This is a genomic window from Vibrio sp. J1-1 (genome assembly GCF_021728395.1).
Classification (GTDB): domain Bacteria; phylum Pseudomonadota; class Gammaproteobacteria; order Enterobacterales; family Vibrionaceae; genus Vibrio.
Map to the genome: position 1 here is coordinate 338,267 of NZ_JAKKCM010000002.1, position 21,258 is coordinate 359,524.

Here is a 21,258-nt window from a genome sequence, read left to right on the forward strand (position 1 = left end):
ACTTTAAAAAAGGATCAACACAATGAACAAGATTGAATTGAAAACGCCTTATTTGGTGTTTCTGGGCGATGCAAATGATCTTCTGATGGCGAAAGTAGCCAAAGGTGTGGCTCACTGGCGACCAGAGAAATGTTTGGCACAATACCGACTTCCGGGTGCGAAGGCAGATCTTGGTATCGCAGAAATGTCACCGCGCGAAGCGGCTGCGTGCGGCGCGAAAACCTTTATTCTTGGTCTTGCACCCGTAGGTGGCACGTTGCCACTGGCTTGGATTGACATCTTAATTGAAGCGATGGAGTCGGGAATGGACGTCGCAAGTGGTTTGCACATGCGCCTAAACGACATCCCTGAACTGGTTGCAGCGGCTGAACGCACGGGTCAAAAACTGCTGGATGTTCGAGTGCCGCAAGGACCGATGGTTTGTGGTACGGGGCTTCCTCGTAGTGGTAAACGTCTTCTAAGCGTTGGTACCGACTGTTGTGTGGGTAAAATGTTTACTACTCTGGCGATTCATCATGAGATGGCAAAACGTGGCATTCCGGCAACGTTCCGCGCCACTGGCCAAACCGGTATTCTCATTGAAGGGAGTGGTGTGCCTGTGGATGCCGTGGTTTCTGATTTCATTTCTGGCATGGTGGAAACACTCTCTCCAGATAACGAACCGGAACATTGGGACATTATCGAAGGGCAGGGCTCACTTCTTCATCCAGCTTATGCGGGTGTAAGCCTGGGTCTGCTGCATGGCGCTCAAGCCGATGTGATCATCGTTTGTCACGAAGCTGGACGCACGCAAATGGATGAAATGGAAGGGTTCAGCGTGCCTGATCTACAAACCGTCATCGACATTAACCTTACGATGGGACGCGTGACAAACCCGAATATTCGTCTGGGCGGTATCGCACTGAACACGGTGAATTTGAGCGAAGAAGAGGCATTAGCTGAAATCGCACGTATTGAGAAACAGTTTGGTGTACCTGTTGTCGACCCAGTCCGTACTGGCGTGGCGAAAATTGTCGATGGCATCGAAGAGGTTTGCTATGCGTAAAATGAGCGTGCGCGTTGAAAGGTGGCCACTGCATGAGCCATTTGTCATTTCACGCATGGATCCCATGCTGCATGGTGAAGTGGTCGTGGTTGAGATTGAACAAGATGGATTGGTAGGGCGTGGAGAGTGCGAACGGATGAACGTCTTCGAGCCAGATTACCCTTACGATGTATTGGCGGATGTTGAGTGTGTTATTCAAGCTGTGGAATCAGGTATCAGCCGTGAAGAGCTTGGCGAGTTGTTGCCATCTGCCGCGCCGCGCAATGCAGTTGACTGTGCTCTATTTGAATTGGAAGCCAAGCTAAAACAGCAACCAGCTTGGCAAATGGCAGGCTTTAGTGACGCACCTCAACCAGTCACAACGGTATTCACTCTATCACTCGATAGTGCTGAGAACATGGGGAAAGCCGCGGCGGCGCAAAAACATCGCCCAATTCTGAAGCTAAAACTCGGTCGTGACGGTGACTTAGAACGTGTTCGTGCGGTACGAGAGGCGGCTCCCAATACGCGTTTGGTGATTGATGCCAACACCGGTTGGAGTTTTGCACAGCTGTGCGAGTATTTACCTGTATTAGCGGATCTCGGCGTCGAAATGGTTGAGCAGCCGTTGTCGTTCGAAGAAGAGCACTTACTGGAAACGATCACTCCGCTATTGCCGATTACGGCGGATGAATCTTGTATTGATCGTTCCTCGTTAGCTGCTCTGAAAGGACGTTATCAGGCAGTGAATATTAAACTGGATAAAACGGGTGGCATGACAGAAGCACTAGCTCTGCTTAAAGATGCGCAGGATATGGGCTTCGAAGTGATGGTCGGCTGCATGATTGGTACTTCTCTTGCTATGGCTCCGGCGCTGCTTCTCGCTCAACAAGCTCGATGGGTAGATATTGATGGGCCGCTGTTGTTATCTGAAGACAGAACACCAGCACTCAATTATTGCGAAAGCGTAGTCGAGCCAACAGAGGGTGTGTGGGGATAATACTGCAGCCTAACTCCTATCTAGCGAAAAGCCATGGTCAACCACCATGGCTTTTTGTCATTTTGTAGGATATTGCTTTTTTTGTAAGTTAACGGGTTGTTAGAGCTAAAAAATAGCGTTCAATACTCCCTAAGTAGCAACTATGTTGATAAGATGAGGCCGACGATTATGAAAGAAGGTAAAATTACATCGGCAAAGATAGCTATGTTACTGACCTAAGTGCATGTTAGTTCTTTGTCTCAGGGAGTGGATTGCTTTGACTGACTTGATTAAAAACCGTGTGTGAAACGGAAAAGCAAACTATACATCCTCAGTAAAGACTGATGTAATACCTTCGAGCTTCAATATTTGTGCGAGTAGCGCTGAGTAAAAGACTGTATATGAAAAAAATTATCTCCTTGGCTGTGTTAATTAGCCTAGCAGGGTGTGTTACGACATCTACTAGTAATCCAGTTTTATCGGATATGCACGTAGAAAAGTGTGAAGAGCTCGGTAGGCTAGTCGTCACTCAAGATAAAGAGTTCCAACCATCAATGTCAGTGTCATCGCTCGTTTTAAACCAATTGCCAGTTGTTGCTGAAGACTTTCAGAGTGGTGTTTTAACTTGTAGTGTCGCCGGTGTCACGGATACGGGTTACGCCATTGCCTATGACGAGAGTTCAGAGATTTATCTACACCGAAAGTTTAGTGGCAACAACAAGACAGCAACGTTGGATATCCTGACCAAGCAAGTCGCACTAGAACAGCAAAGACGCCAAAACTTAGAGCGCGAGAAAAGAGAACAAGAACAAGCTGCTAAACGTCAAGCCGTCGTAGATAAACGCATACAGTTCTGTTTGGATTTTGGGGCAAAATACGCTGATATCCTTAAAGGTCACGGTATGAGAGTTGATGACGTGTCAGTATACGACTCGTGGAACAGTGGTGAATCAATTACTTGTGTTAATAGTTACGATGGCTACTGGGTCGATGACATTAATGAAAAGGGCACCGAGCAAGTGAGAGAGCAGCATGTGATCAATAAAAACACGGGAGAGTATCAAACGATTTTTCGCTGATAAGAGCCCGTTCGTTTAGGCCACCATCATAGATTATTCAGATGTCTACCTGCTTGCCTATACCTACTGTATAAAGGCAAAAGATGGACAATCACGCTTTGTAAAGGGTTACCAGTTTGACTATGGGTTCAGAATCCATTTAGTTCGAACAAGGTAACCCTCGCTTTAGCTTGAGGTGTGTTAGGCCAAGAGCTCTCTTCGAACAATGTCTGCTCCGGCACTTAAGGCATTTAGCTTGCCTCTTGCTACTTGTCGAGACAACGGCGCCATACCACAGTTGGTACAAGGGTAGAGTTTATCGGCATCCACAAACTCAAGTGCTTTGCGCAGCGTATTGGCGACTTCCTCTGGTGTCTCAATCGTATCGGTCGCGACATCAATTGCCCCCACCATCACTTTTTTACCGCGAAGAAGTCCGAGTAACTCCATAGGAACTCGAGAGTTGTGACATTCTAATGAGATGATATCGATATTAGATTTTTGCAGCTTTGGAAAGACTTCTTCGTATTGTCGCCACTCAGAACCCAACGTTTTTTTCCAGTCGGTATTGGCTTTGATGCCGTAACCGTAGCAAATGTGCACAACCGTTTCACATTTCAGGCCTTCAATGGCTCTTTCTAATGCTGCGATGCCCCAGTCGTTGACCTCGTCAAAGAACACATTAAACGCCGGCTCATCAAATTGGATGATGTCTACACCCGCAGCTTCTAGCTCTTTGGCTTCTTGGTTGAGTATTTTGGCAAATTCCCAAGCCAGTTTTTCACGACTTTTATAATGATCATCGTACAACGTATCTATCATAGTCATGGGACCAGGAAGTGCCCATTTGATAGGTTTGTCGGTCTGTTGACGCAAGAACTTAGCATCTTCGACAAAAACAGGCTTTTGGCGAGAAACAGGCCCCACTACGGTTGGAACGCTTGCATCGTAGCGATCACGAATTTTCACTGTTTTGCGATTCTCAAAATCAACGCCGCTTAGATGCTCAATAAACGTTGTCACAAAATGCTGACGCGTTTGTTCACCATCGCTAACAATGTCAATATCGGTGAACTGTTGTTCTTGCAATGAAATACGTAACGCATCCTGTTTGCCGGCAGTGAGTTCCTCACCTTGCAATTTCCAAGGTGACCAAAGTGTTTCAGGTTGAGCAAGCCAAGAAGGTTTAGGTAAACTGCCTGACGTTGAAGTAGGTAATAATTTTTTCATAATAAAGGCTGTCGTATGTTTGGTTGATTATAAAGCGTAATTAGCTGACCAATTCTCAAGAATCGTTTTATATGGCTTGATGAAGTTTTCCTCAGTAAACTTGCCCTGTTCAATCGCTAATTGACTGCGCTCTTCTCGGTCATAAACAATCTGAGTCAATGAATGATCGAGGTTTTTTAAATTGGGTTGATAGCGTTTTCCCGCTGTCGAGTTAGCATTATAAATCTCAGGGCGATATATTTTCTGGAAGGTTTCCATCGTGCTAATCGTACTAATGAGCTCAAGATTGGTGTAATCGTTAAGCAAATCACCAAAGAAATAAAAGGCCAAAGGCGCGACACTGTTTGGCGGCATGAAGTAGCGAACCTGCAATCCCATTTTTTTGAAGTATTGCTCAGTTAAAGACGATTCGTTTGGCTGGTACTCAAAACCTAACACAGGGTGGTGGTTTTCAGTTCTGTGATAGGTCTTATTGTCCGAAACGCTCAGGCAGATTACCGGTGTTTTTTTAAAGTTATTCTTGTAAACATTTGAATCTACGAAGCTCTTGAATATCTTGCCATGTAAATCGCCAAAGTTATCTGGAATGCTAAACTGAGTTTGGTTCTTGTTATGATCTAAAAGTAATACGCTAAAATCATAGTCTCGCACATAAGAAGAAAAGTTATTGCCTACAATGCCTTCAATGCGTTCGTTAGTTTTATGATCAACAAAATTCGTTTTCAATATTTCAATTGAAGGGAAGGTTTGACCACTGCCTTCTATATCTATATCAACAGAAATAATTTCCAGTTCGACTGAATAACGATCGCCAGCAGGATTATCCCAGCTCGCTAAGGCGTTAAATCGATTGTTAATCATCTTTAAGGTGTTGCGTAAGTTCTCTTGGCGACTCTCACCTCTTGCCAAGTTGGCAAAGTTTGTCGTGATACGTGTGTTATCAGAAGGCTGATAATTTTCATCAAAGCAAATGCTATTAATCGTAAATGTAAATTCTTTATTCATTTTGAGCTGACATCCTATACCTAAGGTAAACCTGAACTTATTCCTAGCTATCTCTGTACTTTCTAAATTTATTTTTCTGACGTTATTTCTGTTGTTAGTGACAAAAAATCGAGTAGAGATTCAAATTCAATATTATTATGAGTTATAGATAGAGTGTTTTTTATACCTTTGGTGCGATATGAATTAAAACGCTTTTACTTAATGTGGCACATGAAAAATATTCATGATGCGGCATGGCGAGGTGGGCTGGCTCAACAATCTTTGTTGTTATCAGTGTTAAAACTGCTCAATCAAAGCACGTAAGTACTGATCGTTAAGATCACGATAGAGAGGTTGGTCTTGCTCCAAATGCTGGAGCAACTAATACTCCGGGGATTTGATGCCAGCCGCTTTGGAGTTGTTGGGTCGGGTGATTGGTAGATTTGTGATTAGACTGGCTATGATGCAGTAACTCAGGTTGGCTGGTTTCCAGCGCCAGATTACTCTGAGTTACTGCATAGTCACTTTAAGGCATCTCGGTTAAAGGCTTCTAGGATCGCCAAGTGCAAGTGCCACTTTTGAGGCTGGTGGTTTGCCTAATGCGCGGCAAATTTGCCAACCCGCTTGATTGACAGCGTTGAGATCGACGCCCGTTTCAATACCAAGTTGATCACACAGATAAAGCACGTCCTCTGTTGCGACATTGCCACTCGCTCCTTTTGCGTAAGGGCAGCCTCCCAGACCTGCAACTGCGCTATCTACGGTGTTGATTCCCATCAGCAAGGCTTGGTAAATATTTGCCAGCGCTTGGCCATAAGTATCATGAAAATGAACCGCTAGGGCATCTTTTGGTAGTTTCGTTAACAGCGAATCAAGCATTGCAATAACGCGATTCGGGGTTGCTTTACCGACTGTATCACCGAGTGAAATTTCATAACATCCCATATCAAACAGCGTATTCGCTACCGCGGTGGTTTGCTCTGGTTTGATTTCTCCCTCATAGGGGCAAACCATGGTGCAGGATAAATACCCTCGCACAGGTATGTTATGTTGCTTTGCCAGTGCGATCACAGGTTCAAACCGCGTGAGGCTTTCCGCAATGCTACAGTTGATGTTCTTCTGGCTGAACGCTTCAGAAGCAGAACCAAATACCGCAATTTGCTTTACGCCACTTTCCAGTGCTCGTTCTAAGCCTGCTAAGTTTGGTGTGAGCGCACTGTAAATCACGCCTGGTTGCTGAGTTATCCCCGCGAATACCTGCTCAGAATCGGCCATTTGTGGTACCCATTTCGGCGAGACGAAAGAACCTGCTTCGATGTGTTTTAAGCCACTGGTACTCAATTGATTGATCAAGCGGATTTTATCCACCAACGTCACTGCCGTTTCATTTTGCAGGCCGTCGCGAGCGCCAACTTCGACGATATTAACCTTCGCTGGTAGCATACTCGCGCTCCTTATCGACACAGACATTCTCTGATGCCAAAGCTAAATGCAGCAGTATCGAACCATGCTGTACTTGGTCTCCATGCTGATAAAAAACTTCATCAACGGTGGCAGCTACCGGAGCGGTGATGGTGTACTCCATCTTCATCGCTTCGAGAACTAACAATGGATCGCCAGCCGCCACTTCGTCGCCTTTATTAACCATGACAGCGGAGATTATGCCGTTAAGTGGCGCGGTTGGGCTAAGCTCATCCTCTTTGCCTTTTGGTGATTCAAAGCTTGGTTGGTGCGCAAATGTACGTTGCTGACCAAGATAAAACAGCGTCGTTTTCTGCTCGTCGTTGAGTGCATTAAAGATGTAACGCACCTCATCAATATCAACGATGAACTGTCCATCTTTTTTAAGCAGGCAGACCTGATGTACTTGATCACCACATTGAATCGTAAATTGATCAGGATGCTGGAAACCGGACTCCTTAGCAGAATGGTGTAAGCGTACTTGATGGTTAGCCGTTGCATCCGTGAAGTTAAATCGATACACGTTCTCAACCGACAGCCTAAAACCTTGCTTGGTAGGCGATGGTAATGCTGAATCACCAGACGTCGAGGTGAGATTGTTCCAGCGCGCAATGGCGGCCAACGTTAGCCAGATCGAATCAGACACGTTTTGCTGCTCGTTAATGCCTTGCTGATGTTTGACCAGGAATCCAGTATCAAGCTCAATATCAGCAAAGGCAGGCTGCGAAATAATGCTGTGTAAATAACCAATGTTAGTTGTGACACCACGCACGTGATACTGCGTTAAAGCCTGTTTAAGCTGTTTTAGTGCAATATCGCGCGTTTGACCCCAGACGATCAGTTTACTGATCATCGGATCGTAGTACTCGCTGATGGTATCGCCTTGTGTAACACCACTATCAACGCGCACACATGCTAAGCGGACGTTGCTGTCTGACATGGGCTCTTGCAAATAATCAATGAGTCCAGTTGATGGCATAAAGTCATTGTCTGCGTCTTCTGCGTAAATTCTCAGCTCGATTGAGTGACCGTTATGCGTGATTTCCGATTGCGAGATAGGTAAACGTTCGCCAGCTGCAACTTTGAATTGCCATTCAACCAAATCAACGCCGGTTATCAACTCAGTGACTGGGTGCTCAACTTGCAGGCGAGTATTCATCTCCATGAAATAGAACTGACCGCGGCTATCCAGTAAAAACTCAACCGTTCCTGCACCAACGTAGTCAATCGCTTGAGCGGCCTGAACGGCGGCTTCACCCATTTGTTGACGTAGTTCATCACTCAGCCCCGGCGCGGGTGCTTCTTCGACGACTTTTTGGTGACGGCGCTGAATAGAGCAGTCACGATCAGAAAGATAGACGCAGTTACCATGTTGATCTGCGAATACCTGCACTTCCACGTGGCGTGGTTGCAAAATGCATTTTTCGATCAGAAGCTGTTTATCGCCAAAGCTTGAAAGAGCTTCACGCTGCGCACCATCAATGGCTAACGGCATCTCGGCTGCACTGTTGACTACTCGCATGCCTTTACCGCCACCACCTTGGGTCGCTTTGAGCATCACGGGGTAACCGATTTTTTCCGCTTCTGCCAATAAATGCTCTACGCTGTTGTCCGTACCGTGGTAGCCCGGAACCAGCGGCACGTTCGCATCAGACATGATTGCTTTGGCTTGAGATTTAGAACCCATTGCCTCAATCGCGTCGGTGGAAGGGCCAATAAACACAATGCCATTTTCACTGCACGCTTTAGCCAGTTTCGGGTTCTCGGAAAGAAAGCCATAGCCTGGATGGATCGCATCGGCTTGCCATTTCTTAGCAGCACTGATGACGGCATCAATATCCAGATAAGATTCACTGGCCGGAGCTGGGCCGATAAATTCGGCAAAGTCAGCCTGTTTAACATGTAAGCTGCTGCGATCCGCTTCGGAATAGATGGCAACCGTCTCGATAGCCATGCTTTTTGCGGTTTTCATGATTCGGCACGCAATCTCACCACGATTTGCAATCAGTATTCTTTTAAACATGATTCCTCCAGTTAGCGGCACGCTTTTCGAAAAAAGCAGTCAGCCCTTCTTGTCCTTCACTGGACACACGAGCGGCGGCAATCGCTTGGCTGGTGTATTCAATTAATGAGCGATCGATAGGTTGGTTGTCACAACGTAAACAAAGTGCTTTTGCTGCCTGCATAGCCAGCGGTCCATTATTAAGCAGGTGATCAACAATACGATTGACCGCCTCTTTTGGCTGGGGATCGATTTGATGAAGAATGTTCATCGACAGCGCGGTCTCTGATTCAATCAGTTCCGCGGTTAAAAAATAGCGTCGGCTTTGGCGTTGGCCAATCGCTCGGATTACGTAGGGGCCAATTGTGGCAGGCAGTAAGCCGAGTTTCACTTCACTCAAACAGAAGCGACTTTCAGGTGTGCCGATGGCAATATCGCAGCAGCAGATAAGCCCTAGTGCGCCACCAAATGCTGCGCCATGCACCATAGCAATGGTTGGTTTGCTAAAGGTATCCAACGTATGCAAAAGTTTTGCTAGTTGCTGTGCATCTTGAAGGTTTTCACTTTCGGTTTTGGTTGCCATTGACTGCATCCAGCCAAGATCTGCACCCGCAGAAAAGTGTTTTCCCTGTGCAGTTAACACAAGAGCACGGAGAGAATCATCCTTTTCGAGTTGTTCAAGAGTTTCAATCAGTGAGGCGATTAACTCATCATTAAATGCATTGTGTTTTTCTGGTCGATTTAGGCTCAACCAGGCAACGCCATTGCTGTCTTTTTCAAGCAGTAGTCCGGTCATGTGACTTCCTTTGTCTGACATTTCTGTTTGATATTCCAATACTCGCTAAACAGCACTTTACTAGTCATTGATGGATAGCGAGGAGTTAAGGTTTGCCTTGCATCCGACTACATACGGAAGATGCCAAACTTGCTGTCTGGTATTGGTGCATTAAGTGCAGCAGATAAAGCAATACCGACAACATCTCGGGTCTTAGCAGGATCAATAATACCGTCGTCCCACAGACGAGCACTGGCGTAATAAGCATGGCTTTGCGTCTGATATTGCTCAGCAATTGGACGCTTGAAAGCTTCTTCTTCCTCTGTACTCCAACTTTCACCTTTGCGAGTTTTAATATCGCGGGTCACTTGCGCCATTACGCCAGCCGCTTGCTCGCCACCCATGACGGAAATACGCGCATTTGGCCACATCCACATCATGGTTGGGTCATAGGCTCGGCCGCACATGCCGTAGTTACCTGCACCATACGAGCCACCAATAACAACGGTAAATTTAGGTACGTCTGCACAAGCAACAGCGGTCACCATTTTTGCGCCATGCTTGGCGATGCCTTCTGCTTCGTATTTTTGACCGACCATAAAGCCAGTAATGTTCTGCAAAAAGAGAAGTGGAATTTTGCGTTGGGCACACAGCTCAATAAAATGGGCGCCTTTTTGTGCTGACTCGGAAAATAGAATGCCGTTATTGGCAACGATACCAATTGGCATACCGTGGATATGAGCAAAGCCACATACTAAAGTTTCGCCGAACAAGGCTTTAAATTCATCAAATTGTGAATCATCAACAATTCGTGCAATGACCTCTTTTACATCAAACGGTTTTTTAAGATCGGTACCGACGATGCCGTAAAGCTCCTGAGCGGAGAAACGTGGCTCTTGTGGTGCTTTTTGCTTAAGTTGAATCGGCTTTAAGTGGTTGATTTGTGAAACAGCCTGTCTTGCTAGCTCTAATGCATGGTGGTCGTTTTCTGCGTAATAGTCGGCTACGCCAGACGTACGGCAGTGAACATCGGCACCACCAAGATCTTCAGCACTCACTTCTTCACCTGTTGCCGCTTTTACAAGAGGTGGACCCGCTAAGAAGATCGTACCTTGCTCTTTTACGATGATGGATACGTCGCACATGGCGGGAACATAAGCGCCGCCAGCGGTACACAGCCCCATGACCACGGCAATTTGTGGGATGCCTTTGGCCGACATACGGGCTTGATTGTAGAAAATACGACCGAAGTGGTCTTTGTCTGGGAATACTTCATCCTGGCGGGGTAGGTTAGCGCCACCAGAGTCGACCAGATAAACACACGGCAGTTGGCATTTTTCTGCAATTTCCTGTGCTCTTAAGTGCTTTTTAACCGTAAGCGGGTAGTAACTGCCGCCTTTTACTGTCACATCGTTGGCTACGATCATACATTCTGTGCCATCTATCACACCCACACCCGCAACCACTCCAGCACATGGAACGTAATCAGGGTACACATCCCAGCCAGCAAACTGACCGATTTCTAAAAAAGATGAACCGGGGTCGAGTAGGGCAAGAATACGCTCTCGAGCGGGAAGCTTTCCTTTCTTCTGCTGATGCTCACGTGCTTTTTCGCCACCACCGTCTTCTATTTGGGCGGTCACGGTATAAAGTTGATCCACAAGTGACGCCATAGAGCGGTAGTTTTCCTGATATTGCTCTGAATGGGTATTAATATTGGTCGTCAAACAAGCCATAAATAGCCGATCTCCATTCGGAGTGACAGACGTAGATTGCCTGTCACCAATTTAGGTTGATTAATGAAATGTGTTGAGTCAGTACGCCTGAGGTTGAATGATGACTAGGCGCTTTCGTTAAACAATTCGCGACCAATAAGCATGCGTCGAATTTCAGAAGTGCCCGCACCGATTTCATACAGCTTGGCATCACGAAGCAGGCGGCCGGTATCAAACTCATTTATGTAGCCGTTTCCGCCAAGTAGCTGTATCGCATCCAAAGCCATTTTGGTTGCCAGCTCTGCGCTGTAGAGAATCGCACCAGCAGAATCTTTACGTGTGGTTTCACCGCGATCACAAGCAGCTGCAACGGCGTAAACATAGGCCTTAGCGGCATTCATTTGCGTGTACATATCCGCGACTTTTGCTTGCACAAGCTGGAATTCGCCAATGGATTTGCCAAACTGTTTGCGGTCGTGGATATACGGCACAACGATATCCATACATGCTTGCATGATGCCAAGCGGGCCGCCAGCAAGCACAACGCGTTCGTAGTCCAAACCGCTCATCAGCACTTTCACGCCTTGGTTTTCTTCACCCAGAATGTTTTCTGCAGGGACTTCGCAGTTTTGGAACACCAACTCACAAGTGTTCGAACCGCGCATACCTAATTTGTCGAGCTTTTGCGCTTGAGTGAATCCAGGGTATCCACGTTCTACAATAAAGGCCGTGATGCCCTTGGAATGGAGGCTTGGCTCTGTTTTGGCGTAGACAACATAGGTGTGTGCATCAGGACCGTTAGTGATCCACATTTTGTTGCCATTTAGCAGGAAAATATCGCCTTTACGTTCCGCTTTAAGCTGCATAGATACCACATCGGAACCTGCGCCAGGTTCGCTCATGGCAAGGGCTCCAATATGCTCACCGGAGATGAGTTTAGGCAGATATTTGTCTTTTTGTGCTTGTGTCCCGTTGCGGTGGATTTGGTTAACACAAAGGTTGGAGTGAGCACCGTAGCTTAAAGCAACCGAGGCAGATGCCCGGCTGATCTCTTCCATAGCAATCACGTGGGCGAGGTAGCCCATGTTTGCACCACCAAACTCTTCGCTGGTGGTCACACCTAAAAGACCCATTTCACCTAATTTGGACCAAAGGTGGTTTGGAAAGTCGTTAGATTGGTCGATAGACTGCGCTAGAGGCGCAATTTCTCTTGCAGCAAAACTATTGATTTGCTCGCGAAGCAAATCGGTATTTTCGTCATAAACAAAGTTTAGGGAAGAGTAGGTAGATTTCATTGCGTGTCCTTGCCTTTACGTCACCTACATCCCAGTGTTGAGGTGTCAGGTGACTTTTTCGCCTTTCATGGATCTCAGTGTATTTTGGCATCGCAACTGCGCAGCATTTAACTCCATCATTACCGCTTGAATGTCATTCGCCTGCTGTTGCAATGCTGCCTTCTTCTCTTCGATCAACCGAATCATATAGGTCAACTGCTCAGTACTTTGATCGGTATCGTAGAGTTCAAACAACTCTTTGATATCTGCAAGAGAAAAGCCTAATCGCTTACCTCGCAAAATCAGTTTTAGTCGAATTCGATCGCGACCATTGTAGATTCGAGTGTTGCCTTTACGTTCTGGAGTCAGCAGACCTAAATCTTCGTAAAAGCGAATACTTCGGGTTGTAATATCGAACTCTTTCGCGAGCTCACTGATCTTAAATGTATTCATTCTTTAACCTTACGACTTTCGTATAACAATCATCCGAATATACAATTCGTTAACGTTAAAGTAAATAACTAGTGAACACTCTTGAGCCTTGATATTACTGACGTTTACCCGAAACTGACGATTCACTCGAACAAACAATAACCTCAAACTTGACGTTAACGTAAATGTTAGTATAGTTATGACGTAAACGTCAACAAAAGGTTAATGAAATGAAAAATGAAACATGGATTGTTGCCGCTAAACGAACGCCTATCGGAGCTTTTCAAGGTGCACTAGCTTCAACCGATGTCACTGAGCTAGGGGCGACAGCGATTCAGGGCGCATTAGCAGAAAGTCAGTTGGATTCAGACAAAATAGATGAAGTACTGATGGGTTGTGTACTACCAGCTGGTGTGGGGCAGGCTCCTGCGAGGCAGGCGAGTTTAAAAGCCGACATGCCACAATCGATTGGTTGTACGACGCTGAACAAAGTGTGCGGGTCGGGCATGAAGACAGTGATGCTTGCTCATGATCTTATTCAATCTGGCAACGCGCACGCTGTTATTGCGGGTGGCATGGAGAACATGTCTTCGTCTCCTTATCTATTAAAGAAAGCACGCGAAGGTTTTCGTTTAGGCCATGAGCAAGTACTCGATCACATGTTTTATGACGGTTTACAGGATGCCTATCAAGGTGAGTTGATGGGTGTCTTTGCTGAACAAACGGCGCAAAAGTATCAGTTCAACCGCGAAAGTATGGATACTTGGGCGCAGCAATCGGTAACTCGCGCGCAGCGAGCGATTGAACAAGGTTTGTTCAAAGAAGAGATCGTCCCTGTCCATGTGAAAACCCGACGCGGCGATACCTTGGTTATAGACGATGAGCAACCTAGCAAACTCGACGTCGCGAAAATTCCAACTTTACGTCCTGCGTTTGCTAAAGATGGCGGCGTAACAGCGGCGAACTCAAGCTCAATTTCTGACGGTGCCTCGGCAATGGTATTGGTCGATAGCGAGTTTGGTCGTCAAGAGAACTTACAACCCCTTGCAAAAATCGTCGCTTACAGCACACATGCGAGGCTGCCAGAAGAGTTTACCATCGCCCCCGTCTTCGCGATTGAAAAACTGCTGGAAAAAACAGGCTGGGACAAATCGGACGTTGACCTTTGGGAAATTAATGAAGCTTTTGCCGTCGTGACTCAGTACGCAGTGAAAGTGCTCGAACTGGACGAGAGTAACGTTAACCCGCGCGGTGGTGCTTGTGCGTTAGGTCATCCAATTGGCGCGAGTGGTAACCGAATCCTCGTGACCTTGATTCATGCGCTTAAACAGACTGGCGGTAAACGTGGCGTTGCATCACTTTGTATTGGTGGTGGTGAGGCAACCGCAATCGCGATTGAGATCTGCTAAATCATTCTTAACAACATTCCTCTGTCCGCGGCGCAAGTCTGTGGCGAACTTATACAAAAATAGTCAGTAACAAGCTGAAAAATACAAGGATGTCATCATGACAGAACAAGTAAAGCAGTATATCGGTGGTGAATTCGCCATCTCCGACTCAAAACAATGGCTAGATGTCACTAACCCGGCAACCAATGAAGTGATTGCACAAGTACCTTGTGCTACGGAGTCGGAAATGAATGCGGCGATCGCCAGCGCAACAGAGACGTTTAAGCGTTGGAAAGAGGTGGCTGCGCCGGAGCGTGCAAGACTGATGCTGCGCTACCAGCATCTACTTAAAGAGCAGCACGACGAGTTGGCAATATTACTTTCAAGCGAGACAGGTAAAACCCTCGCGGATGCAAAAGGTGACATTTGGCGCGGGATTGAAGTCGTTGAACAAGCTGCAAATATTTGTAGCTCAATGATGGGTGAAACGGTTGAGAATGTCGCAACCAATATTGATGGCTACTCTTACATTCAACCGCTCGGCGTTTGTGCTGGTATCACTCCGTTTAACTTCCCAGCGATGATCCCGTTATGGATGTTCCCTATGGCGATTGCGTGCGGTAACACCTTCATTTTGAAACCTTCGGAGCAAGTGCCATTAACGGCAATGAAACTGGCTGAACTGTTTGAACAAGCAGGTGCACCAAAAGGCGTGTTGCAAATCGTCCACGGCACCAAAGAACAAGTCGACCGCATTCTTACCGATCCAGTCGTCCGTGCGATCTCTTTTGTAGGTTCAGTGCCAGTTGGCGAGTACATCTACAAAACCGGTACTGATAACCTAAAACGCGTTCAGTCGTTTGCAGGTGCGAAAAATCACATGGTTATTATGCCAGATGCAAACAAACAGCAGGTAATTAATAACCTGGTTGGTGCATCAGTAGGTGCCGCTGGTCAGCGCTGTATGGCGATTTCGGTCGCGGTATTTGTTGGCGAAACCAAAGAGTGGATTCCGGAGCTTAAAGAGGCGTTAGCTCAAGTTCAACCAGGTGCGTGGGATGATGAAACCGCAGGTTATGGCCCGCTGATTAGCCCGCAAGCGAAACAACGTGTGGTGAATCTGATTAATGAAGGCAAAGCGTCTGGCGCTAACTGTGTCCTTGACGGAACAGATTGCCAAGTGGCTGGTTTCCCTGACGGTAACTGGGTTGGTCCAACACTGTTTACCAACGTGACGACAGACATGTCGATTTATCAGGAAGAGATTTTTGGCCCAGTGCTGCTCACTATGGAAGTGGATGACTTGGATGAAGCTATCGAGCTGATTAATGCGAACCGCTTTGGTAACGGTACGTCTATTTTCACGGCGAATGGCGCGGCCGCGAGAAAGTATCAGCACAATATCGAAGTGGGTAACGTGGGTATCAACGTGCCGATTCCTGTGCCATTGCCATTCTTCTCATTTACGGGCTGGAAAGGCAGTTTCTATGGCGATCTGCATGCTTATGGCAAACAAGCGGTTCGTTTCTACACCGAGACGAAAACGGTGACTGCACGTTGGTTTGAAGACGATATCCCAAGTGGCCCAAACATGACCATTCAGCTTAACTAATTACCCTCGTTAACAGTATATGGCCAAGCTAATTCTTGCTTGGCCTAGATTCAAATGCAATGAATTAGACCTTAGGACTTCAAGATGGATTTTGAATTAAACGAAGATCAAATCGCATTCGCAGACGCAGCGAAACAATTCGCAGAACAGATGCTTGCACCGCACGCCGCTGAGTGGGATGAAAAACAACACTTCCCTAAAGATGTACTTCGCCAGGCTGGTGAACTGGGTTTCTTGAGTATCTATACGCCGCCAGAGCACGGTGGTTTGGGGCTTTCCCGTTTGGATGCTGCGATTATTTTTGAACAATTGGCGATGGGTTGTACCGCAACCACAGCGTTTATGACTATCCATAATATGGCGACCTGGATGATCACCAGCTTTGCCAAACCGGAAGTTGCTCAACAATTTAGTGGTGAATTGATCTCCGGAGAAAAGCTCGCTTCTTACTGCCTCACTGAGCCAAATGCGGGTTCTGACGCGGCATCTCTGACGACCAGCGCAGTGCGTGATGGCGATGAGTTTGTTTTGAATGGCGCAAAAGTGTTTATCTCTGGTGCAGGTGATACTGACGTCTTGGTAGTCATGGCTCGTTCGTGTGGTGAAGGGGCGGGTGGCGTGTCTGCCTTTATTGTACCAGCTGACAGCGAAGGCATCAGTTACGGTAAGAAAGAAGCCAAGATGGGCTGGAACTGCCAACCAACTCGTATGATCACCTTCGAAAACGTTCGAATTCCGGCTGAGTATCTGTTGGGTGAAGAGGGGGAAGGCTTTAAGTTTGCCATGCTCGGTCTCGATGGCGGCCGAATCAATATTGCCACCTGTTCTGTTGGCACTGCGCAACAAGCGTTAAACGAAGCAAAACAGTACATGTTAGAACGTAAACAGTTTGGACGTTCACTCGCTCAATTCCAAGCACTGCAATTCAAACTGGCGGACATGGCAACAGAACTGGTTGCTGCGCGTCAAATGGTGAGACTTGCTGCCGCAAAACTCGATGCTCAACACGCGGAAAAAAGTGCGTACTGCGCCATGGCGAAACGCTTTGCAACGGATGTGGGTTTTAAAGTTTGCGACGAGGCACTGCAAATTCATGGCGGTTATGGCTACATTAAAGAATATCCAGTCGAGCGCCACTTCAGAGACGTTCGTGTGCACCAAATTCTTGAAGGTACCAACGAAATCATGCGTCTGATCATCTCAAGACGTCTACTTACAGAGGGTGTTGAGCTGGTTTAGTCAGCGAGATAGCGCCTTACCTAAAAGAATAAAAAGGGATTGAAAGATTATGACAGCACAAATCAAATTAGAGCGTGAAGCTCACATCGCCAAGCTCACTATTAGTAATCCGCCTGCGAATACCTGGACTTTGGACTCTCTCAATCAACTCAAAGAATTAGCGATTGAACTTAGCAATGATCGTTCTATTTACGCTTTGGTACTAACGGGTGAAGGGGAGAAGTTCTTCTCTGCTGGTGCGGACCTTAATAATTTCGCATCGGGTGACAAATCGCAAGCGGCAGATATGGCGTTCGCATTTGGTGAAGCGTTTGAAGCCTTATCAGCGTTTGATGGTGTATCTATCGCGGCGATCAATGGCTATGCAATGGGCGGTGGTTTGGAAGTCGCGATGGCGTGCGACATCCGTATCGCTGAAGAGCAAACGCAAATGGCGTTACCAGAAGCGTCGGTTGGCTTGTTGCCTTGTGCCGGAGGAACGCAAAACCTCACTGCGTTAGTCGGCGAAGGTTGGGCGAAGCGCATGATCCTGTGTGGTGAACGTGTGACGGCCGAGCGAGCAGAGAAAATCGGTTTGGTCGAAGAAGTCGTTGAAAAAGGACAAGCGTTAGAAACCGCAATGGAACTGGCACAGCGTGTCGCGGGTCAATCGCCGAAGTCTGTATCTGCTTGCAAAACACTCATCCAAAATCGACGCAGCCAGACTCATGCGGCAGGGTTGGTATTGGAACGTGAACTGTTTTTACAGCTTTTCAATACACAAGATCAGACAGAGGGTGTGAACGCCTTCCTGCAAAAGCGAAAGCCAAACTGGACCAATAGCTAAGGAGTCGCCATGACCAGCAAAGTAAACGTGTCAAACCTAGAGTGTGCCGATGGTTCTGTCATCGGTGTGCTGGAGCTAGATAATCCGGCGGCGCTCAACGCACTGAGTTATGTGATGATCGAGCAGCTTTATAATCAACTGCTTGAGTGGCAAATCGATGACAACATCGTTGCGGTGTGTTTGCATGCGAAGGGCGAAAAAGCATTCTGTGCTGGCGGTGATATCCAAGCAATTTATAGAGCGCTAGAAAATAAAGAGCAAGATTTCGACGCTGCGTTTTCTGCCATGGAAACGTTTTTCGATCTAGAATACCGCTGTGATCATCTGATTCATACTTACTCAAAACCAATCATCGCTTGGGGGCATGGCTACCTGATGGGCGGCGGTGTCGGTCTGTTTATGGGCGCAAGCCATCGTGTGGCGGAGACGAACACTCGCTTTGCGATGCCAGAAATCAAGATTGGCCTTTATCCTGACGTAGGCGCGACCTACTTTTTGAATCAGTTGCCAAAACACTACGCGCTGTTTCTTGGTTTAACTGCCTGTCAGATCAATGCGACCGACATGAAAGCATTAGGGTTGAGCCAATGGATTACACATCCTGATAGTAAGGGAAGCTTCTTCTCTCAACTCTCCAGTATTCATTGGAAAAGTGAAACAGACATCAACGAGAAGATTGCGACACTACTTCGCACGCTAGAAGTCAAAGAGCCGGGTGTGGGCTTGATGCTACCTCATGCTGATCTTATAGAGCAGATTTGTCACGGTGATTTAACAACGATTATCAAAGCCATTAGTAGTGCAGATGTGGATGATAAATGGTTTGTTAACGCGCAGAAAGCGCTCAGTTATGGCAGCCCTCTTTCATTAAATCTTACTTACCAACAATTGACTCAGTATCAAGGACTCCCTTTGGATGCTTGTTTTGATATGGAGTTTAACCTCACGTTGCGTTGTGGTTTAGAAGGTGATTTTAGGGAAGGGGTTCGCGCGCTCATCATTGATAAAACCAACCAGCCAACATGGATACACAAGTGTGTCGTTGATGTCACTCCGCAGGAGTTGCAACGCTTTTTTGCACCGATTGATTCAGTTGATTACCCACTTACAGAAACGCAATTGGCGACGGCTGAACTTTAGTTTAACGGAGTAGTTAAACGGAATAGCGACAAGGAAAGGAAGAGACAGAACATGGATAAAATAGCATTTATTGGTCTTGGCAATATGGGTGCACCCATGGCTAAGAATCTCGTCAACGCAGGTTTGAAAGTTGAAGTTTTTGATTTGAATCCGAACGCTGTGGCGGAACTGACCGCACTTGGCGCTTCGAGTGCAGATTCTGTTCAGCAAGTCGTTCAAGGCGCGGGTGTCGTTGTCACAATGTTACCCGCTAGTCAGCATGTAAAAAGTGTCTATCTTGGTCAGGATGGCATTTTAGAAAGCGTTGAATCTGGAACATTACTGATTGACTCATCCACTATTGATCCGGCGACCGCTCGTCTGGTTGGCGAAAAGTCACAGCAGCTAGGCGTTAGCTTTGTCGATGCGCCAGTGTCAGGTGGGGTTGCTGGTGCAGCCGCAGGCACGCTGACTTTTATCGTTGGCGGCTCACAAGAGAATTTTGTTCAAGCGAAAGTGGTGCTTGGCCATATGGGTAAAAACATTTTCCATGCCGGTGATGCTGGTGCTGGTCAGGTGGCTAAAATCTGCAACAACATGATGCTGGGTATTCTGATGAGTGGTACTTGTGAAGCGCTGAACTTGGGTATAGAGAATGGGCTTGACCCTAAAGTGCTGTCCGACATTATGTTGCAAAGCTCAGGTCGTAACTGGGCGTTAGAGCTTTACAACCCATGTCCGGGCGTGATGGAAAATGCGCCTGCGAGTAATGGCTATCAGGGTGGTTTCATGAGTCAGCTTATGGCGAAAGACCTCGGCCTTGCTATGGAAGCGGCAGTTGCTAGCCAAACCTCGACGCCGATGGGCAGTTTAGCTCGCAACCTGTTTAATTTTCATAATGGTCAGGGCAATGGACAAAAAGATTTCTCTAGTTTGTTTGAGTTCTACCAAAAGCAAAATCAGGCCTAAGGAGCGTTTATGGAGTTAGCAAATAAGGTTGTTGCGATTACAGGTGCTGGGCAGGGGCTTGGCAAACAGATGGCACTTTCTTTGGCTGAAAGTGGCGTGAATCTCGCGCTTATCGATCTTAATTTAGAACAATTGCGAGAGACACAGGCAGAGTGTCAATCTTTGGGGGTAAGCGCCCGAAGTTATGTGACGAACGTGACAGATGAACAACAGGTTTGCGCTGCCTTTGAGCAAATTGAAGCAGACTTTAAGCAGCTTAATGGCGTGATTAACAACGCTGGTATTATGCGTGATGGTATGTTCATTAAAGTGAAAGACGGTCAGGTCACTCCGATGTCCCTCGAGCAGTTCCAGTCGGTTATGGATGTAAATGTCACGGGTACTTTCTTATGCGGACGTGAAGCGAGCAAAGTCATGCTCAACACCGATAGTAAAGGCGTGCTTATTAATATATCCAGTGTGGCTCGTGCTGGGAATATTGGCCAAACCAACTACTCCGCCTCCAAAGCTGCGGTTGCGGCCATGGCGACGGTATGGGCGAAGGAGTTAGGACGATTTGGTATTCGTTCTGTTGCGATCGCGCCGGGCGTTATCAAAACGGCGATGACGGACCAGATTAAGCCGGAAGCCATGGATAGGCTAATTAGGATGATTCCTGTCGGCCGCTTGGGGCTTGCTGATGAAATCTCCGCGACCGTGAAATATGTATTAACGAACGAGTTCGTGACCGGAAGAGTATTAGAAGTAGATGGTGGTATGCGCATGTAATCTCAATCACAAGGCTAACAATGTTCGTTGTATTGTTAGCCAACATCAAAATTTCCTCATTGATGGCAGTTGCATAAACCAGATTGAGCCTCTCTATCCATTTTACGTTCCATCCCAATTAGCTTCCCAGTTTCTCTTTACATCTTTTTAAATGCTTTTTCTAAAACTGTGTACGGATCACACTTTTGAACCGCCGTTATCGGGCATGCAAAATCCTATTTCATAGCGACCAACAATTGTGCAAATGAAAATTATAATGTTATGAGACTGTTACCACATGGCGTGGGTAATGTTTGTGCAAACAGAACAGTATCGGTGCAATCATTAGTGTACGATGTAAATTTTTTGTGTTGATAAATTTGAAAATTAATCTACCCAAAAATTAAAAAACACAAAGATAATA

17 protein-coding genes and 1 pseudogene are annotated in these 21,258 nt (G+C 46.7%); 10 read left to right on the forward strand and 8 right to left on the reverse strand.

The genetic code is table 11. From position 1 onward, the window contains the following. Positions 1–22: 22 nt before the first annotated feature. From dgcN to L3V31_RS04230, 3 genes are all read left to right on the forward strand, one after another. A complete protein-coding gene (gene dgcN, locus L3V31_RS04220; protein ID WP_237314873.1) occupies positions 23–1,045 on the forward strand; it encodes an N-acetyltransferase DgcN in 1,023 nt (340 codons plus the stop codon). Further along, positions 1,038–2,024, forward strand: a complete 987-nt coding sequence (dgcA, locus tag L3V31_RS04225; protein WP_237314874.1) for an N-acetyl-D-Glu racemase DgcA — start codon at positions 1,038–1,040, stop codon at positions 2,022–2,024. The genes dgcN and dgcA overlap by 8 nt, the downstream gene beginning before the upstream one ends. A 380-nt stretch (positions 2,025–2,404) precedes the next feature. After that, a complete protein-coding gene (locus L3V31_RS04230; protein ID WP_237314875.1) occupies positions 2,405–3,082 on the forward strand; it encodes a hypothetical protein in 678 nt (225 codons plus the stop codon). 180 nt (positions 3,083–3,262) lie between these two features. Here the strand turns inward: L3V31_RS04230 and L3V31_RS04235 are convergent, their stop codons facing one another. The 8 genes from L3V31_RS04235 to L3V31_RS04270 all read right to left on the reverse strand — a co-directional run bounded on the left by L3V31_RS04235 (position 3,263) and on the right by L3V31_RS04270 (position 12,955). Further along, complete coding sequence (locus L3V31_RS04235) at positions 3,263–4,291, reverse strand: methionine synthase (protein ID WP_237314876.1); 1,029 nt, start codon at positions 4,289–4,291, stop codon at positions 3,263–3,265. Positions 4,292–4,318: 27 nt separating this feature from the next. Beyond that, positions 4,319–5,296 carry a DUF1852 domain-containing protein gene (locus L3V31_RS04240; RefSeq protein WP_237314877.1) on the reverse strand — a complete coding sequence of 326 codons (978 nt, stop codon included), beginning with the start codon at positions 5,294–5,296 and terminating at the stop codon, positions 4,319–4,321. 519 nt (positions 5,297–5,815) lie between these two features. Beyond that, the gene (locus tag L3V31_RS04245; protein ID WP_237314878.1) at positions 5,816–6,718 is read right to left on the reverse strand and encodes a hydroxymethylglutaryl-CoA lyase; all 903 of its coding nucleotides are present in this window, start codon (positions 6,716–6,718) and stop codon (positions 5,816–5,818) included. Beyond that, positions 6,699–8,759 (reverse strand): acetyl/propionyl/methylcrotonyl-CoA carboxylase subunit alpha, encoded by a 2,061-nt coding sequence (locus tag L3V31_RS04250; RefSeq protein WP_237314879.1) that lies wholly within the window; start codon positions 8,757–8,759, stop codon positions 6,699–6,701. The genes L3V31_RS04245 and L3V31_RS04250 overlap by 20 nt, the downstream gene beginning before the upstream one ends. Then, positions 8,752–9,534 (reverse strand): enoyl-CoA hydratase-related protein, encoded by a 783-nt coding sequence (locus L3V31_RS04255; protein ID WP_237314880.1) that lies wholly within the window; start codon positions 9,532–9,534, stop codon positions 8,752–8,754. Before L3V31_RS04255 ends, L3V31_RS04250 begins: the two co-directional genes overlap by 8 nt. Positions 9,535–9,641: 107 nt before the next feature. Further along, positions 9,642–11,249: a carboxyl transferase domain-containing protein gene (locus tag L3V31_RS04260; RefSeq protein WP_065298805.1), complete on the reverse strand. Its 1,608-nt coding sequence runs from the start codon at positions 11,247–11,249 to the stop codon at positions 9,642–9,644. Between the two features lie 104 nt (positions 11,250–11,353). Then, a complete protein-coding gene (locus L3V31_RS04265) occupies positions 11,354–12,523 on the reverse strand; it encodes an isovaleryl-CoA dehydrogenase (protein ID WP_237314881.1) in 1,170 nt (389 codons plus the stop codon). A 45-nt stretch (positions 12,524–12,568) separates the two neighbouring features. After that, positions 12,569–12,955 carry a MerR family DNA-binding transcriptional regulator gene (locus L3V31_RS04270; protein ID WP_237314882.1) on the reverse strand — a complete coding sequence of 129 codons (387 nt, stop codon included), beginning with the start codon at positions 12,953–12,955 and terminating at the stop codon, positions 12,569–12,571. Positions 12,956–13,164: 209 nt separating this feature from the next. On the opposite strand from L3V31_RS04270, the gene L3V31_RS04275 reads away from it, so the two are divergent. The 7 genes and pseudogenes from L3V31_RS04275 to L3V31_RS04305 all read left to right on the forward strand — a co-directional run bounded on the left by L3V31_RS04275 (position 13,165) and on the right by L3V31_RS04305 (position 20,855). Continuing rightward, a complete protein-coding gene (locus tag L3V31_RS04275) occupies positions 13,165–14,343 on the forward strand; it encodes a thiolase family protein (RefSeq protein ID WP_237314883.1) in 1,179 nt (392 codons plus the stop codon). A gap of 97 nt (positions 14,344–14,440) precedes the next feature. After that, entirely contained in the window at positions 14,441–15,934 is a 1,494-nt protein-coding gene (locus tag L3V31_RS04280; protein WP_237314884.1) for a CoA-acylating methylmalonate-semialdehyde dehydrogenase, read from the forward strand. A gap of 84 nt (positions 15,935–16,018) precedes the next feature. Continuing rightward, positions 16,019–17,173: an acyl-CoA dehydrogenase family protein gene (locus L3V31_RS04285; RefSeq protein ID WP_237314885.1), complete on the forward strand. Its 1,155-nt coding sequence runs from the start codon at positions 16,019–16,021 to the stop codon at positions 17,171–17,173. 49 nt (positions 17,174–17,222) lie between these two features. Beyond that, positions 17,223–17,999 carry an enoyl-CoA hydratase gene (locus L3V31_RS04290; protein WP_237314886.1) on the forward strand — a complete coding sequence of 259 codons (777 nt, stop codon included), beginning with the start codon at positions 17,223–17,225 and terminating at the stop codon, positions 17,997–17,999. A gap of 9 nt (positions 18,000–18,008) precedes the next feature. Further along, positions 18,009–19,139, forward strand: coding sequence for an enoyl-CoA hydratase/isomerase family protein (locus L3V31_RS04295; RefSeq protein WP_237314887.1), 1,131 nt, complete (start codon positions 18,009–18,011; stop codon positions 19,137–19,139). Positions 19,140–19,184: 45 nt separating this feature from the next. Continuing rightward, positions 19,185–20,087: pseudogene (mmsB, locus tag L3V31_RS04300) on the forward strand (3-hydroxyisobutyrate dehydrogenase); the annotation flags it as partial. 9 nt (positions 20,088–20,096) lie between these two features. Next, complete coding sequence (locus tag L3V31_RS04305; RefSeq protein ID WP_237314889.1) at positions 20,097–20,855, forward strand: SDR family oxidoreductase; 759 nt, start codon at positions 20,097–20,099, stop codon at positions 20,853–20,855. Positions 20,856–21,258: the final 403 nt, after the last annotated feature.

Excerpts from the sequence above, each read along its gene's own strand:
- dgcN (WP_237314873.1), top strand. The coding sequence starts at position 23 with ATGAACAAGATTGAATTGAAAACGCCTTATTTGGTGTTTCTGGGCGAT.
- dgcA (WP_237314874.1), top strand. The coding sequence starts at position 1,038 with ATGCGTAAAATGAGCGTGCGCGTTGAAAGGTGGCCACTGCATGAGCCA.
- L3V31_RS04230 (WP_237314875.1), top strand. The coding sequence starts at position 2,405 with ATGAAAAAAATTATCTCCTTGGCTGTGTTAATTAGCCTAGCAGGGTGT.
- L3V31_RS04235 (WP_237314876.1), bottom strand. The coding sequence starts at position 4,291 with ATGAAAAAATTATTACCTACTTCAACGTCAGGCAGTTTACCTAAACCT.
- L3V31_RS04240 (WP_237314877.1), bottom strand. The coding sequence starts at position 5,296 with ATGAATAAAGAATTTACATTTACGATTAATAGCATTTGCTTTGATGAA.
- L3V31_RS04245 (WP_237314878.1), bottom strand. The coding sequence starts at position 6,718 with ATGCTACCAGCGAAGGTTAATATCGTCGAAGTTGGCGCTCGCGACGGC.
- L3V31_RS04250 (WP_237314879.1), bottom strand. The coding sequence starts at position 8,759 with ATGTTTAAAAGAATACTGATTGCAAATCGTGGTGAGATTGCGTGCCGA.
- L3V31_RS04255 (WP_237314880.1), bottom strand. The coding sequence starts at position 9,534 with ATGACCGGACTACTGCTTGAAAAAGACAGCAATGGCGTTGCCTGGTTG.
- L3V31_RS04260 (WP_065298805.1), bottom strand. The coding sequence starts at position 11,249 with ATGGCTTGTTTGACGACCAATATTAATACCCATTCAGAGCAATATCAG.
- L3V31_RS04265 (WP_237314881.1), bottom strand. The coding sequence starts at position 12,523 with ATGAAATCTACCTACTCTTCCCTAAACTTTGTTTATGACGAAAATACC.
- L3V31_RS04270 (WP_237314882.1), bottom strand. The coding sequence starts at position 12,955 with ATGAATACATTTAAGATCAGTGAGCTCGCGAAAGAGTTCGATATTACA.
- L3V31_RS04275 (WP_237314883.1), top strand. The coding sequence starts at position 13,165 with ATGAAAAATGAAACATGGATTGTTGCCGCTAAACGAACGCCTATCGGA.
- L3V31_RS04280 (WP_237314884.1), top strand. The coding sequence starts at position 14,441 with ATGACAGAACAAGTAAAGCAGTATATCGGTGGTGAATTCGCCATCTCC.
- L3V31_RS04285 (WP_237314885.1), top strand. The coding sequence starts at position 16,019 with ATGGATTTTGAATTAAACGAAGATCAAATCGCATTCGCAGACGCAGCG.
- L3V31_RS04290 (WP_237314886.1), top strand. The coding sequence starts at position 17,223 with ATGACAGCACAAATCAAATTAGAGCGTGAAGCTCACATCGCCAAGCTC.
- L3V31_RS04295 (WP_237314887.1), top strand. The coding sequence starts at position 18,009 with ATGACCAGCAAAGTAAACGTGTCAAACCTAGAGTGTGCCGATGGTTCT.
- L3V31_RS04305 (WP_237314889.1), top strand. The coding sequence starts at position 20,097 with ATGGAGTTAGCAAATAAGGTTGTTGCGATTACAGGTGCTGGGCAGGGG.